We start from the raw sequence: 16,315 nt of genomic DNA, 5'->3' as shown, positions 1-16,315 counted from the left end.
TTACTAGCGGCGTCCGGTGACGGCGTTGACGATCTGCCGCTGGTGCAGCAGGCCCACCACCTGCCCGGTGGCGCTGATCACCGCGTATTCGGCGCTGTCCACGCTGGCCAGGTAGTCGATCAATGCGCGGCCATCGGAATCCTCGGCCACGATCGCGCCCTGGCCCAGGGCACGGGACACGGCCAGGGCCGGAACCTGGGCCGCCTGGTTCGGGTCCACCCGGGACAGCGCCTGCGCATCGATGACCCCGACCGGCATCCCCTTCGGGTCGACCAGGATGATCTCTCCCCCGCGCGCGTTCTGGCGGGAGAGCACGTCGGCAACGGTTGCGTGCGAAACCATGGCCGAAGCCGGGCGCATCAAGTCGGTGGCGATCACGGTGGGCAGGTTCAGCATCATCTTGGAGTGCGCAATCAGCTGCGTGGTGGCTTGCCACATGAACATCGCCACCATGATGCCGACCACCACCGTGATGATCTGGGGCTGCTCGCCGCGTACCAGAGGATAGATCACGAAGTAGAAGACCAGGCCCACGGCGATCGCCCGGCCCACCCAGCTCGAGGCGATGGTGCCCTTGAACTGGGATCCGGTGGCCTTCCAGACGATCGATTCGACCAGGCGCCCGCCATCGAGCGGAAGCCCGGGCAGCGCGTTGAAGGCGCCGAGCAGCAGGTTGGCATAGACGAAGAAGTCCAGCAGCAGGTTCGGGTACACGCCCATGGGCGCGTTCTCGATCACCAGCCAGCCGATTCCGGCCAGCAGGAAGTTCGACAGCGGTCCGGAGAGTGCCACCCAGAGCGAGGCGCCGGGCTTGGCCTTGAAGGAACCGAACTGGGTGTGCCCGCCCATCAGCGTCAACACGATGTGCGCATCTGGCCACTTGAAGGCGCGCGCGGTCATCGCGTGCGCGACCTCATGGATCAGCACGGCCACGGCAATAGCCACCGCGCAGGCCAGGCCCATCAGGTAGGCGTTCAGCGGCGGAATGATTCCGCCGCGCGAAAGCTGGATGCCAACGCTGAAGGTGATGACCGCGGTGATGATGAACCACGAGCTGGAGAGGTAGACCGGGACGCCGCCGATACGCCCCAGCTTGATTCCAGGGGACTTTTCCTGAGTGTCGCTCACGCGCTAACCTGCACCAACCATCGAGTCATTTCATGTACATCCACGGATGCCAAGCTGTCGATCCGGCGCCAATTGCCTTCGCCCGGGTCGGTGGCGTTGGGGACCAGCACCGCATGCAGCCCGGCCGCGGACGCCGAGGCGATGCCCGGCACGGAATCCTCGAAACCAATGCATCTGGCTGCTTCCAGTTCTTTCCCGGTGCACTGGCCCAGCAGCTGCAGTCCAGCCAGATAAGGTTCCGGGTGCGGCTTGCCGTTGGCGACCTCTTCACCGGTAACGCTGGCCTGGAAGATGCCTTCGGGGATGCTGAGCATCAGTTCATCGACGATGCTGCGCTCGGACATGGTCACCAGGGCCTGCGGGATGCCTGCCTGCTTGCACGCCGCGAGCAATTCGCGGGCTCCTGGCCGCCAGGGGATCTCGCGGCGAATGCCGGCAACCACCCGGGCAGAGAGCCAGTCGATGATCTCGCGGATCTCCAGCTTGACCCCGGCCTGCTGCAGGGCCCGGGCGCCATCTGGCAAGGCGTTGCCGACCAGGGCCAGGCCTTGTTCATGGCTCCATGAGCCGCCATGGGAAGCCACCAGCTCAGCTTCGGCAGCCAGCCAATAGGGTTCGGTGTCGATCAGCGTACCGTCCATATCCCACAGGACAGCTTGCGGGGTTGCGGGCTCGGTTCCGGCGGCAAAGTCAAAACTGGTGCTTGGCATGAGTCCATTCTAGATGGAAGAGTGGGGCTAAGCCGCTTCGGCGAGCCACGCCGAGAGCATCGAGTGCTGCCAAGGAGTCTTCAATGAACGAGGAATACCACGCCCCGACGCTGAATAGCTATATCGCCAAGACCCAGCATGAGATTCGCCCCACCATCGTCTTGGCTGCCTTCGAGGGGTGGAACGACGCCGGTTCGGCGGCCACGGACGCCGTCCGCCTGCTGCTCGAGTCCAACGCCCATGAGCATGTGGCCACCGTGGGCGAGGACGATTTCTACGACTACCAGTTCACCCGGCCCAAGACCCGGCGCACCGGGAGCGGGCGCGTAGTGGACTGGCCGTGCACCGAGATCTTCAAGATCCATTTGCCCCAGGCGGCCGCCGACCTGCTGGTGGTGCTGGGTGTCGAGCCGACGTTCAAATGGCAGACCTTCTGCTCGCGGATCATCAAGGTGGCCCAATCCCACAATGCCCATACCGTGCTCACCCTGGGCGCCTTGCTGGCCGATGTGCCGCATACCCGGCCGGTGCCGACCTCGCTGGCCAGCGACGATCCGCGGTTCCAGGAGCACCTGAGGATCAGCGCCTCCACCTATGAGGGGCCCACCGGAATCCCCTCGGTGCTCGGCGTGGAGTTCGAACGGTACGGGATCCCGAGCCTGTCGCTGTGGGCGCAGCTCTCCCACTATGTTGCGCAGTCCCCCAGCCCGCGGGTGCAACTGGCCATCATCGAGCTGCTGGAGGAAGTCATCCCGGTCTCCGTGCCGGACCAGAAACTGCGCGAGGATGCGCTGGCCTGGAAGCATGGGGTCGATGAGCTCGCGGCAGCGGATCCGGATGTGGCCAAGTACGTTGAACAGCTGGAGCAGGCAACGGACACCAGCGAGCTTCCCGAGGCCAGCGGCGAGTCCATTGCCCGGGAATTCGAACGCTATCTGCGCCGCCGGGGAAAGTACCGCAAAGACAGCCCGGGGTCCGACTTCGATATCTGAAGCCGGACCCCGGGATGCTTGGCGCGGTGCTGCCTAGAGCTTGAGCCCCAGCAGCGCGTCGATGCCGTGGCGCAACGCTTCGGCGCCGTCGCCATTCGAGCCGGCCGGCTGTGCAGCCCACCGGTCGAGTGCCTCCAGCGCGGAGGGCGCATCGATGTCATCTGCCATGTGCTTGCGGATGCTTTCCACTACCTTGGCTGCGTCCTCGGTGCTGGTGGTGGCCAAGGCCTGGCGCCAGGCAGCCACCCGCTGCTGGGCTGCGGCCAGCAATTGCTCGGTCCAGAACCAGTCGCTGCGGTAGTGCTGGGAGAGCAGTACGGCGCGGATCGCTACCGGCTCGACGCCAGCTTCGCGCAGTTTGGAAACCAGCACCAGGTTGCCTAGGGACTTGCTCATCTTTTCGCCGTCCAGGCCCACCATGCCGGTGTGCACGTAGGTCTGCGCGAGTTCCGCGTTATCGCCAGCAGCTGCGTGGGCCGCGGAGAATTCGTGGTGCGGGAAGATCAGGTCCGAGCCGCCACCTTGGACGGTGAAGGGGGCCGGCAGGGTCTTGCGGGCAATCACCGAGCATTCGATGTGCCAGCCCGGGCGGCCGGAACCGAGCTTGCCGCCATCCCATGACGGTTCGCCCTCGCGGGCGGCACGCCACAGCAGCGGGTCCAGCGCATCGCGCTTGCCGGCACGATCCGGATCCCCGCCGCGTTCGGCGAAGAAGCCGAGCATGGTCTGGCGGTCGTAGTTCGAAACGGCACCCAGTTTCCAGGCATCGTTCTGGGCGGCCAGGGTGTCGAAGTACACGTCGCCTTCCACCCCATCGGCACCAGCTGGCACACGGTAGGCCAGATCCGCATCGAGCAGCTGCTCGACCACCGGGACCAGCCAGTGGATGGATTCCACCGCGCCGATGTAGTTCTGCGGCGGAATGACGTTCAGGGCTTCCATGTCGTCGCGGAAGAGCTGGATCTGCGACTCGGCCAGTTCGCGCCAATCGACGTTGGTTGCTGCGGCGCGTTCGAGCAGCGGGTCGTCCACGTCGGTGATGTTCTGGGTGTAGGCCACGGTTCGACCGGCATCGCGCCAGGTACGCTGCACCAGGTCGAAGGTGACGTATGTGGCGGCGTGGCCCATATGGGTGGCGTCATAGGGGGTGATACCGCAAACGTACATGCTGGCCGGCGCAATAGCTTCATCCGCTGGCGCAGTGGCCTGTCGGGCTCCGGTGGCGGTATTGAAAAGTTCCAGTGTTGGTGCTGAACCAGCCACCTGAGGTACCTCAGGGTTATTCCACGCGTGCACTTATGGACATCCTTTCGCAGATGCGACGTATTTCTTCCTTTAACTCCAAGTGAAGCAAGGCGAGGTTTATTCCCGTTAACTGCAAGATGCCCGTGAAGCAGTCCACGGACATCTTGGAAAACCTGGATCAGGCGGCCATCCAGCCCAATCCCAGAGCGACGAACAGCGCCAGGCCCAGCAGGATGCGGTACCAGACGAAGAAGCGGTAGGAGTGGGTGGAAACGAACTTCAGGAACCAGCCCACAATCAGGAAGCCGACGACGAAGGCCACGACGGTAGCGACACCGGTCTGCGCCAGGGTATAGACACCTGGTTCGTCGAAGGACTTGACCAGCTTGTACAGGCCCGAGGCGAACACCGCCGGGATCGCCAGCAGGAACGAGTAGCGGGCTGCGGCTTCACGGGTGTACCCCATGAGCAAACCCGCGGTGATGGTGCCGCCCGAACGCGAGACGCCCGGAATCAAGGCCATGGCCTGGGCGAAACCGTAGAAGATGCCGTGCTTGACGGTCAGCTTGTCCAAGGTGCGCTGCTGCTTGCCGTAGTGGTCGGCGATGGCCAGGATCAGGCCGAAGACCACCAGTGTGGTCGCAACAATCCACAGCGAACGGAAGTTCGTATCGATGTAGTCTTCCAGCAGCAGGCCCAGGATCGCGATCGGCAGGGAGCCGATAATGATCAGCCAGCCCATCTTGGCATCCGGATCCGAATGCGGGATCTTGCCGGCCAGTGCCTTGCACCAGGCGCCGATGATCCGCACGATGTCACGCCAGAAGAAGACGATCACTGCGGTTTCGGTACCCAGCTGGGTAATGGCGGTAAATGCCGCTCCGGGGTCTTGGGCGTTGGGCAGGAGTTCGCCAACGATACGCAAGTGGGCTGAGGACGAGATCGGGAGGAACTCGGTCAGGCCCTGGATCAATCCTAGGAAAGCTGCTTCAAACCAATTCACCCCTCGACATTACTTCACCGATTGCGACTATCTGGACTCAGAAACACGGAATAGGAAAAATTCACTCCGTGGTCGTACTCACGCATCATCCGAGGGTATGGTGAAGGGCAATAACTCGGAATACTGATCGTAGAGGGCGTCTTCATAGTCTTCGAAGGCATCGGCCAGCGCGCCAAAAGCCGCGTCGACGGATGCCTCGCCAGCACCGCGGCTCTGCGACACAATTGCCAGGTGCTGCTCCAGGCGTGCAATAAATGCTTGCAGTGCAAAACTCGGTTCAGTACTCATAGCATGAGGCTACAACGCACGGCGTTCTTTAGATAGGGGGCAGGATGCTCGAAGAAAGAATTAAGCCACCGCTGCATCATCCCGATGACCAGCGCTTTGAATACCTGGTCATAACTTCTTTCCCGGGCGAACCAAAGCATGTCGCCCGCGCCGCCCTGCGGGAGCACGCCGATAACGGCAAATGGGAGCTCATGCGCACCTGCCGCTATGAAGGCGGCGCCCAAAAGTACTGGCTGCGCCGCCGGGTGATGCGCATTCGCAGCACCCTGGCTCCCTGAACCGGCAACAGGGCACATGGCACCATGCCCGCCATTGGCCCTCACGGCAATCGCGGGTCCTTGCCTCAGCTGTCGAGCGGGCCTACCAGCCACGAGGCCACCGTATTGGCTGCCGAGGCGGCATTGGACGGGTGGTACCAGCTGGCCTGCACGTCGCGGTAGAGCCGTTCGAACTCCGATCCCCGGAAATATCCGCCACCGCCCAGCAGCTGTCCGGCAACCTGGATGTTCTCCCGTGCAGTGCCCCCGGCCAGGGTGCGCAGCGTCACCAGCTTGGGGAACCACGCGCCCTGGTGATCCGCCTTGGCCTCCAGGTCACCGGCCACCGAGCGTTGCAGGGCATCCAGGGCCAGCAGGCGCATCGCCGCTTCGGCCAAGAGCCCGCGGGCACGCACATCCTGCGCATACCGGGTCCCGTCCTGGTGCACCCGCTGGCCCAGGGCCTCCTGAGCCAGGGTCACCGCACGATCTGCGATGCCCACGTAGACGCTTGCGGTCAGGGTCAGGAAGGATGCGAAGATGCCGAAGACCAGCGGGTCCTGGTTAGGACCGGCCGGCAGCCGGCTATGCACCCATTCGCGCGGGGCCACCGCATTTTCCAGCTTCGTGGTGTGCGACTGGCTGGCCCGCATGCCCAGGGTGTTCCAGTCGTTCATGGAATGCACGCCCTCGCCCCTGGCGACGAAGCCGTGAACCAGTTCCCCGGATTCCTCATCCTTGCCGAACACCCCCAATCGGGTGAACGCCGGCGCCAGCGAGGTGAAGATCTTCACGCCATTGAACTCCACCGAGCCATCGGCATCAGTTCTCGCCCTGGTCTTCGAGTCGAAGAGCACCGCGTCGTTGCCGGGCTCCGAAATCCCGAACGCCATCACTTCGCCCTCGGCAATCCAATCGGCCACCATATCCAGGCGCCGGTCCCCGCGGGCCTGCAGCAAATACGCGACGCCCGCCCATACCTGGTGCATGTTGATCGCCAGGGCCGTGCCGGGTGCCGCGGTGGCCAGGCGGCGCTGGGCCAGGGCCAAGGTCTGGAAGTTCCACCCCAGTCCCCCGCGCTCTGCCGGCACCAGCGCCTTGAGGTAGCCCAGTTCCACCAGTTCGTTGAAGTCTTCGATGGCGAACGAGTTCGACTCGTCATAGCCGGCGGCCCGGTCCCGGAAACGCTCAAGCAGCTCGTCGCTCAGTATGGATTCGATGGTCAAGGATTCTGCTCCTGGATTCTGTTGTGCTGGCTGGGCCAACGCTGGTTCTAGTATTCCTGCAAGAGGTTTTGCAGCACCCGCACGCCGAACTTGATCGAGTCCACCGGCACGCGTTCATCGACGCCATGGAACATTCCGGTGAAATCCAGCTCGGCAGGAAGTTGCAGCGGCGCGAATCCGTAGCCGGTGATCCCCAGTTTGGCCAGCCATTTGTTATCGGTTCCGCCAGAGAGCATATAGGGCAGAACCACGGCATCCGGGTCTTCAGCCAGCAACGACGCGATCATGGAATCCACCAGCGCACCGGCGAAGGGCACCTCCAGGGATTCCTGCTCATGCACCATGGACAGCTCGACGTGTTCCCCGGCCAGTTCACGCAGGGTCTGCAAGGTGGCTTCGTGCTGCTCGGGCAGGGTGCGGCAGTCGATCAGCGCTTGGGCCTGCCCGGGAATGACGTTGTGCTTGTAGCCTGCCTCCAGGGCGGAGGGATTCGCGGTGTTCTGCAAGGTAGCCCCGACGAAGCGCGAGACATTGCCCATGGCCGAGAGCAGCGGGGCCGGATCGGCTTCATCGAAGTCCAGTCCGGACAGCTCGGCCACCTGCTCAAGCAATGCGCGGGTGGTTTTGGTGTAGGACAGCGGCCATTGATGCTCACCGATGCGATGGACGGCTCCTGCCAGATGGGTGACCGCATTATCGGTGTTGAGCTGCGAGCCATGGCCGGCCATGCCCTTGGATTCCAGCTTCAGCCAGGCGATGCCCTTTTCCGCAGTCTGCAGCATGTAGGCCCGGCGGCCGTTGATTTCGACCGAGAACCCGCCGACTTCGCTAATGGCCTCGGCCGCCCCGGCGAAGAGTTCGGGATGGTTCTGCACCATCCAGCCGGAGCCATAGTCCCCGCCAGCTTCCTCATCGGCGAAGAAGGCGATGACCAGATCGCGCCGCGGGGTGATGTTCTCGCGTTGCAGGTGCCGGATGGCGGCGATAATCATCGCGTCCATGTTCTTCATGTCCACCGCTCCGCGTCCCCAGATCATCCCATCGATGATCCGGGCCCCGAAAGGATCCACGCTCCAGTCTTCGGCGATGGCCGGCACGACATCCAGGTGGCCGTGCACGACCAGGGCCGGCAATGACGGATCGGCCCCCGGGATGCGGGTGACCACGTTGGCCCGCCCGGGAGCGGATTCATAGATCTTGGTATCCAGGCCGACGTCCTCGAGCAGCCCAGCGACATAGCGGGCGGCTTCAAGCTCCCCCGCGCCCTTGTTGCCTCCATAGTTCGTCGTGTCGATCTGAATCAGTTTCCTGCAGATCTCTACGGCTTCATTTTCCATGAGTGGAATGTCGCCAGCAGTGGACATCGCCAATGATCCTCTCGTAGCAGTGCTTTGCAATACACACTAGTGGGCAAAGCCCTCACCGTCGTGTGCGCACGTGCGCAATTTCTAGCCGTGAAGTTCCTGGTAGGCCTTCCTCGCGCCCGGGTGCAGGGGCTGGCCTCCGGTGCTGACCAAGGTTTCGGGGGTCAAGAACTGGATGCCGGCACTGGATTCTGGCACCAGCTGATCGGCATGGGCGACCAGGAGCTTGACGACGGCTCCGGCCAGCTCCTCGGGCATGTCCGCGCGCGCCATCAACAGGTTGCCAACCCCGATCGTCTCCACGGACTTGATTCCGCGGTAGGTTCCCTCCGGGATGACTACCCCGTCGTAGAGATCCGGGTACTGCTCGCGCAGCTGCGGCAGCACCGCTGAAACATCGAGCAGGCCCAAGTCCATGTCTGAAGCGAGCCGGCTCAGCGAAGCAACCGGCAGGCCGCCGAAAAGGAACAACGCGTCAATGCTTCCCTTGCCCAGCGCCTCCAGCCCTGCCACGTACCCGTACTGCAGCTCCTTGGGCGCGATCCCGCTATTCTTCAGCTTCGCTGCCCGCAATATGCGCTGGCCGGTCACCCACGTACCTGACCCTGGCGCGCCGGTGCCGATGGTGCGTCCTGCCAGATCCTGCAGCGAGCTAATCCCGGCTGCTGTGCGGATGATGCAATGGAAATAGTTCTGGTAGACGCGGCCCAGGGCCAGCGGCTGCGCGTGTGGAGCACTGTCCTTCCGGTACTGGTCCACCGTATCGGCTAGGGCAAGAGCCAGCCCGGCCTTGTTTTCTGCGAGCATCGCCAGATTCTGGGCGCTGGCCTGGGTGTTGAGGGCTGTGGAATGCTCGGCGACGCCGTGGTCCACCAAGGCGTTGGAGAGCAACGAGGCAAATTGGAAGTACATGCCCCCGTCTTCACCGGAGGCGATATCCAATCGATGCGCAGCGGGCAACGAGCTGCAGGAACTCAGTACTGGCAGTCCGGCGGCGACTGGGGCTGCCAGGAGATATCGAAGCAAGTTCCGCCGCGACGGCATGGGCTCAGGATTCATCGGGCACCTCGGGCTTGCCGCCATGCAGGGGCAGGCTGATCGTTGCTTTGAGCCCTTCGCCCGGAGCCGATTCAAGCGTGAGCTCACCGGCATTCGCGCGCGCCAAGCGATCCACGATAGCCAGTCCCAAACCTGTTCCCGGACTGTGCCGCACACGTTCTGCACGCCAGAACCGCTCGCCTGCATTCGCGAGTTCAGCAGTGTTCATTCCGGCTCCGTGATCCTGTATTTGGATGCTGGCAGTTCCCGGATCGAGCCGCAGGCCCAGGACGATCTTGCTGCCAGGGGCGTACTTGAAGGCGTTTTCCAGTAGTTCTGCGAGCATCTGCTGCAAATCGAATCCGTTGCACCACACCATGGCGGTCGGCCCCGAGGTGGCACTGCCATCGAGCACCAGCTGGTTTCCCCGTTGCCGGGCAACCTCGGATTGGCGTTCGACTTCCTCGGCGAGCATTTGCCCGACGTCGACTTGTTGGCCGTGCACGGCTGTCTCGGGCAAGGACTCCCCCGCATTTTGCTCGGCTAGCCGATGCTCGGCGCTGGCCAAGCGCATGACGCCGTCCAGCAAGGTTTCCACCCGATGCAGTTCGTTTTCCACCGCGTGCACTCCGACGGGATCCGCTTGGTCGCCCATGCGCATCTTCAAAAGATCCACGCGCAACCGCAAGGCGGCAACGGGGTTCCGGAGCTGATGGGAAGTTTCAGCAATGAACTCCTGCTGCTGCTTCAGGCTCTCGGCCATAGTTCGGGCCATGCTGCCCAGCGACCGCGATAGCCGGCGCAGTTCCGGTGGGCCTTGCTCTTCGAGGAGAACCGGTGCCTGATGCCGCGCAATGTCATTGACGGCATCATTGAGCTGGTGCACCGGACGGAGCACCCAGAAGGTCAGGCGGTCGGCCAAGAGCAGGAGTCCAGCGCCAATGGAAATGACGACAAGCCACAGCAGGCTGGACTTTTCCAGCACCTTGGCGCGTGCAGTTTCCAAGTTCACTTGCATCGTGACAGAGCCGAGCACTTGGGCGGAATTGCCGAACGGCTGCGAGAGCAAGGCGGTGGCATCCGAGAGAGGATCGATCGGCGGGATCTGGACCAGTCCCAGATTCAGCTCTGAATCGCGCACGGTGCCAGCGACCTCGGGATCCGCAGGATCGATACTGCCCGAGACCAGTTGCCGCTGGCCCAGATTGATCAGCAGCCCTTCGCCATAGAGGTCGCTATAGGTGTCCATCTCCAGCTGGAGCAGCGACATGTCATTTGCCAGATCAGCATGGGCGGCAAGCTGGACAAAGCGGTTCAATGCCGATAACCGGTTCAGCTGGACTTCAGCGGTGGCATCACGGCTGACGCTCTGCAACAGCATCGCGCTGACGATGGCGACGATTGCAAGCAGCGCCGTGCCCAAGATGCCCAGTACGCGCAGCCTCACGGGTTTGGCGTCTCTAGCCGGTAGCCGACTCCGCGGACGTTCACGATCATCCCGGGCGCAGCAAGCTTGGAGCGCAAACCGGTGAGGTGCACATCCAGGGAGCGCGACACCGCCACGAACGCGTCGCCCCACAAGCGGTCAAGAATCTGCTCCCTGGTAACCACCGCTCCGTCATGCTGGGCCAGCAATGCCAGCAGCTCGAATTCCTTGGCGGTCAGCTGGAGGTGCCGTCCATTCAGAATTGCTTCGTGCTTCCCGGTGTCCACACGCAATCCGCCGGCGATGAGCACACCGCCGTTGTCATTGGATTGGACCTTGGCGCGGCGGGCCACCGCATCGATGCGTGCGAGAAGAACCGCCAGCCCGATGGGCTTGACCAGGAAATCGTCGGCACCCTGGCGCAGTCCCCGGACAACGCTCCGCTCGTCATTGCGCGCCGAGAGGATGACCACGGGGACTTCACTGATTTGGCGCAGTTTGCGCAGGACTTCCAGTCCATCCATATCCGGCAGGCCCAGATCCAGCAGGATCATCTGTGCATTGTGGTGCTTCAAGAGCGCGTCAGCACCGCGGCTGACATGCTCGGCCTGATGGCCTGCGGCACTCACAGCATCGATCAGGGCGCGAGCGACGGCGTGGTCGTCTTCGACGATCAACAGCTGCACGGCATCATCCTCGACGTTCAGATCCGGGCTCGGCGCCCATGGGTAACTGCTCAATTCTACCAATCGGGGCACGCAGTGTTCTCCAGGTCACTGCATTCCTAAGAAAGTGTTAGTACTTGACTGTGAGTTTGCCAGTAAGAAAGATCACTACCAAGATTGAATACGATCTCACACCCCCGTGGTCCGCGTCACTGCCGATGCGACTCCGCGGCGGCATCGCACTGTGGCAAAAGGAAAATCAAATGAGCGAAAACATCCAGGCGCAACGCGCCGACCTAGACGGTGGCGGCCCGCCGCGCTGGAAAGTCATTGGCCCGGGACTGGTCGTTGCGGCGACCGGCGTTGGCGCCGCCGACATGGTTGCCACACTAGTAGCCGGCAGCCAGTACGGCTATGCGCTGCTCTGGGCAGTGATTGTCGGCGTGATCCTGAAGATTGTTCTGGTTGAAGGCGCCGGCCGCTACACCCTGGCAACTGGCAAAACCATTTTCGAGGGTTGGAAGACCCTGGGCAAGTGGACCACTTGGTATTTCGGTCCCTACATCATCATCTGGGGCTTCGTTTACGGCGCTACAGCGATGAGTTCCGCTGCATTGCCGCTGGCAGCCTTGATGCCGGCAGTGGATCTGAAAATCTGGGCAGTAATCATGGGCCTGCTGGGCTTCGTGATGGTCTGGTTCGGAAAGTACAGCTTCTTCGAGAAGATCACCGCTGTACTGGTGGGCATCATGTTCGTAACCGTGGTGGGCTTGGCTTTCATCGCTGTGCCCAATATTCCGGAAATACTCAAGGGCCTGATCCCGATGATCCCAGAAGGCGGCGTGGTCTACACCCTGGCGTTGGCTGGCGGCGTCGGCGGTACCATCACCTTGGCCGCTTACGGCTACTGGCTGCGCGAAAAAGGCTGGTACACCCCTAAGTGGATGCGGGTCATGCGCATCGACAACTCCATGGCTTACGTCATGACCGGCATCTTCGTGCTGGCCATGCTGATCGTTGGCGCGGAAGTTGTTCGCGCCGCCGGCGTGAGCATCTCCGGTGGCGACAAGGGCCTGCTGGAACTGGGCGACGTGCTGAAGGCCGAATACGGCGATGTCGTAGGCAACGGCTTCCTCATTGGTTTCTGGGCCGCGTCCTTCTCGTCGATCATCGGCGTATGGAACGGCGTTTCCCTGATGTTCGCCGACTTCTGGGGCCATATGCGCAAGAAGCCGGCAAACCACCCGGATACCCTGACCGGCGGCAAGTACTTCAAGTTCTATGTCCTGTGGCTGACCTTCCCGCCAATGGTGCTGTTCCTGCTGGACAAGCCAATTGCCCTGATTCTGGCCTATGGCGTCCTCGGTGCGCTGTTCATGCCATTCCTGGCAGTCACCCTCCTGGGCCTGCTCAACGGCAAGCGCATCCCCAAGGCATGGGCCAACCGCTGGCATACCAACACCGCACTGGCGATTACCGCTGCGCTGTTCATCGTCTTGGGCGTACAGCAGCTGTACAAGTCACTGGCACCGCTCTGGAGCTGATGGCCTTTCGCTAGGCAAAAGCCATGGTGGCATGCAATGAATTGCATGCCACCATGGCTTTCGCGTTTAGGCTGGAGGCTATGAGCATCAAGCGGATTGGAATCCTTGGAGCGGGACGAGCCGGCACAGCCCTCGCCCGCGCAGCAGCATCGGCCAGAATCGACGTACGCATCGCAGGTTCCAGGCCTCCACGGATGATGAAGTACCACCTGGCGCAGTACGCATCGCATGCCACCGCCGTACTGGCCGAAGACATCGCCGAGGATGCCGATTTGGTGGTGCTCATGGTGCCGCAAGAGGAACTCGACGACATTGATGTCCCATCCCTGGCGGGCATCTTGCTGGTGGATGCAACCAATCGCTGGGAAGACGAGCCGCTTCCCGACTGGCTGGAAACATCACTTGAGGCCGGCTTGTCCAGCTCCGAAGGCATTGCAACCCACTTCAAGAGCTCTCGCGTGGTCAAAGCGCTCAATCACATCAGCCACTGGGACATGGACGCGGATCGGGCAACCAAGCAATCCGCGCAACGCGCCCTGGGCGTCGCATCGGATAACAAGCAGGATGCCCAGACGGTTTCGGAACTTACCCTCGCCTTGGGCTTCTCTCCGGTCCTCCTGCCCAACTTGGCCGCGGGCCGCGGCTTGGAACCTGGTGGCGCGATCTTCAACGAAGTAATCGATGCGGCAACGCTGTCCGCCAGGCTCGGCCCACCTGCGCAGTAGAGCCGCTAAACCCGGGTTTCACTAGGCAGATCGCATGACATTCCTGTGACGCTCGACACTGATTTTCTGAATTTTTACCTTAAACCTCTACTCAATCCCGGTTTTCCCGCGGAATTCCGGGGTTTTCACCCTCCAGTTGCGAGGAGTTTCCCGATTGGAAATCCCCTGCTGGGGGTGGTAAAGTTTTACTTCGTTGCCAGCGATAACAACGCGAACAACAGACAACCTGCGCGGGTGGCGGAATAGGTAGACGCGCTAGCTTGAGGTGCTAGTCCTCGCAAGAGGGTAGGGGTTCAAGTCCCCTTTCGCGCACAGGTAGAATCCCCGGTTGACTTCGGTCAACCGGGGATTTCTTTATTTAATCCGAACGACTCCCCGCCCTCGATTGAGGATGCGGCGCATGCCTCCCCCGCGCTTGCACGTGCGCTGTCGTAAAGTGCTTATATGACTGACTTTTCCCCGGGCAACGTCCCCGCCCAGCAGGGGCTCATGCCAACTGATGACGGCCACCAGCTGTACTGGGAAGAGTTCGGCAGTCCCGGGGGAATCCCGGCACTGCACCTGCACGGTGGACCAGGAGGAACACTCGGCGCGAGCGGCTACCGGAACCGCTGGGATCTGTCCCGTACTCGCCTCATTGGTTTTGAACAGCGCGGTTGCGGACGTTCTCTCCCCTCGGCAGCCGCTGCGGATACGGACATCGGAGAATTCACTACCCAGCGGCTGATAGCCGATATCGAAACGCTGCGTGTCGGGCTGGGTATCGAGAAATGGATTATCAATGGCGTGTCCTGGGGCGCGGCCTTGGCTCTCGCCTACGCACAGGCCCATCCCGAACGCGTCGTCGGCATGGTGCTTTTCGCCGTCACGACAACGAGCCGTGAAGAAGTCCAATGGATCACCGAAACTGTTGGAGCACTCTTCCCGGAAGCATGGGACCGCTTCTCGCGATTCGCCAGCAGCCACATTCCGGCCTACGCGGCGGGTGAACTGCGACTGGTCGAGGCCTACGCACAACTGCTCGGCTCCACCGATCTGGAACTTCGCGATGCGGCGTCCCGCGAATGGGCGCTATGGGAGGATACCCACATTTCCCTCGGATCGGAGCAGGTCATCCGCGATCCGCGCTGGCATGACCGCCGCTTCCGGCATTCGATGGCACGGCTGACCACTCATTTCTGGGCCCATGATGGTTTCTGCCAGCCGCCGATCATCGAGAATATGGCTGGGATCCGGCACCTGCCGGCCGTTTTGATCCACGGACGAGCCGATGTTTCCGGACCGTCAATGACGGCATGGAAACTTCACCAGCTCTGGCCAGCTTCCTCACTGGTTATCTGCGAGACCGATGGCCACGGCGGAGCGGAGATGGTCGATCACTGGACATCGGCGAACGCGAACATGCTGGACCTGGCTTCTTGATAGCATCAGAGGCGGAGTTTTGAACGAAAAATTCCGTCACTAGCACAGCACTACTGGAGTACTGAACATGCGCATAGCCATGCTTTCCCTGCATACCTCACCGATGCAGCAGCCGGGCTCCGGCGATGCAGGTGGCATGAACGTGTACATCCAGAACCTTTCCTATGCGCTGGGCGCCCTGGGCCACGAAGTCCACATGCTCACGCGCACCGCCAACGAATCCGAGTCGCTCCAGGTCAGCGAGGGCGTGTGGATGCATCAGGTGCAGATCGCTGCCCATCGGAACCTTGCCAAGGAACAGCTCCCGGCGATCATCGACGAGGCCGCGGAGGAAATCGCAACGCACTTGCACGGAGTGAAGTTCGATGTCGTCCACGGGCACTATTGGCTCTCCGGAATGGTGGGGCTGCAACTGGCGCAGCGCTGGTCCGCTCCCTTGCTGGTCTCGATGCACACCTCGGCCGCGGCCAAGGAACACGAATCAGGTCTCCCCGAGCCGGGGAAGCGAAAGGAAGCGGAGAAGCAGCTGCTCGCCGCCTGCGCGCGCATCATCGCGAACACGCCCGTCGAGGCGAAACAGCTGCAGCGCTTCTACGCCGTGGACTCGAACAAGCTCGACATCGTCCTGCCGGGCGTCAACCACCGCATCTTCCACCCGGATCAGGACAAGCTGCGCCGGCCTCTGGGCGACGATGACTTGCACCTGGTCTACGCCGGGCGCATGCAACCGCTGAAGGGAGCCCATCTTCTGCTCGAAGCCATGGGCATCGCGCGTCGCGAGGATCCAGCCCTGCGCATTACCGCATCGCTGTTCGGCGCGCTGTCCGGGGCAACGGACTACGACCTGCCAGCGCAAGCCCAACGCCACGGCTTGGAGGACGTCGTCCGGTTCTTCGATCCGCTCTCCCCCGAGAAGCTGGCGCTCGTCTTCGCCAATGCCGACGTCGTTGCGGTACCGTCGCTCTCCGAGACTTTCGGGTTGGTAGCCGCCGAAGCGCAGGCCTGCGGCACGCCGGTGTTGGCCAATGCGGTGGGAGGGTTGGCCTACGCCGTCAATGACGGCGAATCCGGTTGGCTCATGACCGAGCCTGATGCCCAGCTTTGGGCCGCTAAGCTGCTTGAACTGGCCCGGGATCCTGAACAGATTACCGCTGCCGGACATGGGGCGCTGGAACATTCGGCCCTCTTCACCTGGGAACGCGCGGCCGTGGCCACCCTGGCCAGCTACCGTGTCGCCCAGTCCGAGCGCCAAGTACGTTGAATGCAATAGTGCCTTGGCCTT

The 16,315-nt window shown here is 62.5% G+C and carries 16 protein-coding genes and 1 tRNA gene; 7 read left to right on the top strand and 10 right to left on the bottom strand.

What is annotated here, in order from left to right; all coding sequences use genetic code 11:
• Window positions 1–3 precede the first annotated feature (3 nt).
• Window positions 4–1,128, bottom strand: a complete 1,125-nt coding sequence (locus tag ACFVHU_RS01170; RefSeq protein WP_388022016.1) for a site-2 protease family protein — start codon at window positions 1,126–1,128, stop codon at window positions 4–6.
• Entirely contained in the window at window positions 1,125–1,838 is a 714-nt protein-coding gene (locus ACFVHU_RS01165; protein WP_133833380.1) for an HAD family phosphatase, read from the bottom strand. The genes ACFVHU_RS01170 and ACFVHU_RS01165 overlap by 4 nt, the downstream gene beginning before the upstream one ends.
• Before the next feature lie 83 nt (window positions 1,839–1,921).
• Between ACFVHU_RS01165 and ACFVHU_RS01160 the strand changes: the two genes are divergently transcribed.
• On the top strand, window positions 1,922–2,830 hold the full coding sequence (locus ACFVHU_RS01160; protein ID WP_133833381.1) for a PAC2 family protein: 909 nt from the start codon (window positions 1,922–1,924) through the stop codon (window positions 2,828–2,830).
• 33 nt (window positions 2,831–2,863) lie between these two features.
• Here the strand turns inward: ACFVHU_RS01160 and mshC are convergent, their stop codons facing one another.
• The 3 genes from mshC to ACFVHU_RS01145 form a co-directional block, all read right to left on the bottom strand.
• Window positions 2,864–4,126, bottom strand: a complete 1,263-nt coding sequence (gene mshC, locus ACFVHU_RS01155) for a cysteine--1-D-myo-inosityl 2-amino-2-deoxy-alpha-D-glucopyranoside ligase (RefSeq protein WP_133833382.1) — start codon at window positions 4,124–4,126, stop codon at window positions 2,864–2,866.
• A gap of 127 nt (window positions 4,127–4,253) precedes the next feature.
• Complete coding sequence (locus tag ACFVHU_RS01150) at window positions 4,254–5,078, bottom strand: undecaprenyl-diphosphate phosphatase (protein WP_105657830.1); 825 nt, start codon at window positions 5,076–5,078, stop codon at window positions 4,254–4,256.
• 78 nt (window positions 5,079–5,156) lie between these two features.
• Window positions 5,157–5,366, bottom strand: a complete 210-nt coding sequence (locus ACFVHU_RS01145; protein WP_105657829.1) for a hypothetical protein — start codon at window positions 5,364–5,366, stop codon at window positions 5,157–5,159.
• Between the two features lie 44 nt (window positions 5,367–5,410).
• Here ACFVHU_RS01145 and ACFVHU_RS01140 point away from each other — a divergent pair, with 44 nt between their 5' ends.
• Window positions 5,411–5,644 (top strand): DUF5703 family protein, encoded by a 234-nt coding sequence (locus ACFVHU_RS01140; protein WP_105657828.1) that lies wholly within the window; start codon window positions 5,411–5,413, stop codon window positions 5,642–5,644.
• Between the two features lie 65 nt (window positions 5,645–5,709).
• On the opposite strand, the gene ACFVHU_RS01135 is transcribed toward ACFVHU_RS01140, so the two are convergent.
• From ACFVHU_RS01135 to ACFVHU_RS01115, 5 genes are all read right to left on the bottom strand, one after another.
• The gene (locus tag ACFVHU_RS01135; RefSeq protein WP_388022012.1) at window positions 5,710–6,849 is read right to left on the bottom strand and encodes an acyl-CoA dehydrogenase family protein; all 1,140 of its coding nucleotides are present in this window, start codon (window positions 6,847–6,849) and stop codon (window positions 5,710–5,712) included.
• 47 nt (window positions 6,850–6,896) lie between these two features.
• A complete protein-coding gene (locus ACFVHU_RS01130; protein WP_388022010.1) occupies window positions 6,897–8,186 on the bottom strand; it encodes a M20/M25/M40 family metallo-hydrolase in 1,290 nt (429 codons plus the stop codon).
• A gap of 111 nt (window positions 8,187–8,297) precedes the next feature.
• A complete protein-coding gene (locus ACFVHU_RS01125; RefSeq protein WP_388022008.1) occupies window positions 8,298–9,257 on the bottom strand; it encodes a TAXI family TRAP transporter solute-binding subunit in 960 nt (319 codons plus the stop codon).
• Window positions 9,258–9,261: 4 nt separating this feature from the next.
• Window positions 9,262–10,698, bottom strand: coding sequence for a HAMP domain-containing sensor histidine kinase (locus ACFVHU_RS01120; protein ID WP_133833385.1), 1,437 nt, complete (start codon window positions 10,696–10,698; stop codon window positions 9,262–9,264).
• A complete protein-coding gene (locus ACFVHU_RS01115) occupies window positions 10,695–11,363 on the bottom strand; it encodes a response regulator transcription factor (RefSeq protein ID WP_133833501.1) in 669 nt (222 codons plus the stop codon). The genes ACFVHU_RS01120 and ACFVHU_RS01115 overlap by 4 nt, the downstream gene beginning before the upstream one ends.
• 242 nt (window positions 11,364–11,605) lie before the next feature.
• On the opposite strand from ACFVHU_RS01115, the gene ACFVHU_RS01110 reads away from it, so the two are divergent.
• The 5 genes from ACFVHU_RS01110 (at window position 11,606) to ACFVHU_RS01090 (ending at window position 16,294) form a co-directional block, all read left to right on the top strand.
• A complete protein-coding gene (locus ACFVHU_RS01110; RefSeq protein ID WP_388022006.1) occupies window positions 11,606–12,886 on the top strand; it encodes an Nramp family divalent metal transporter in 1,281 nt (426 codons plus the stop codon).
• 80 nt (window positions 12,887–12,966) lie between these two features.
• Window positions 12,967–13,611 (top strand): NADPH-dependent F420 reductase, encoded by a 645-nt coding sequence (locus ACFVHU_RS01105; RefSeq protein WP_388022004.1) that lies wholly within the window; start codon window positions 12,967–12,969, stop codon window positions 13,609–13,611.
• 228 nt (window positions 13,612–13,839) lie between these two features.
• Window positions 13,840–13,923: transfer RNA gene (locus ACFVHU_RS01100), tRNA-Leu, on the top strand.
• Window positions 13,924–14,055: 132 nt separating this feature from the next.
• On the top strand, window positions 14,056–15,033 hold the full coding sequence (locus ACFVHU_RS01095) for an alpha/beta fold hydrolase (RefSeq protein WP_388022002.1): 978 nt from the start codon (window positions 14,056–14,058) through the stop codon (window positions 15,031–15,033).
• Between the two features lie 67 nt (window positions 15,034–15,100).
• Entirely contained in the window at window positions 15,101–16,294 is a 1,194-nt protein-coding gene (locus tag ACFVHU_RS01090; protein WP_332727068.1) for a glycosyltransferase, read from the top strand.
• Window positions 16,295–16,315: the final 21 nt, after the last annotated feature.

The organism is Glutamicibacter sp. NPDC127525 (assembly GCF_042672105.1).
Classification (GTDB): domain Bacteria; phylum Actinomycetota; class Actinomycetes; order Actinomycetales; family Micrococcaceae; genus Glutamicibacter.
This window is presented reverse-complemented; position numbering and strand designations above follow the sequence as displayed.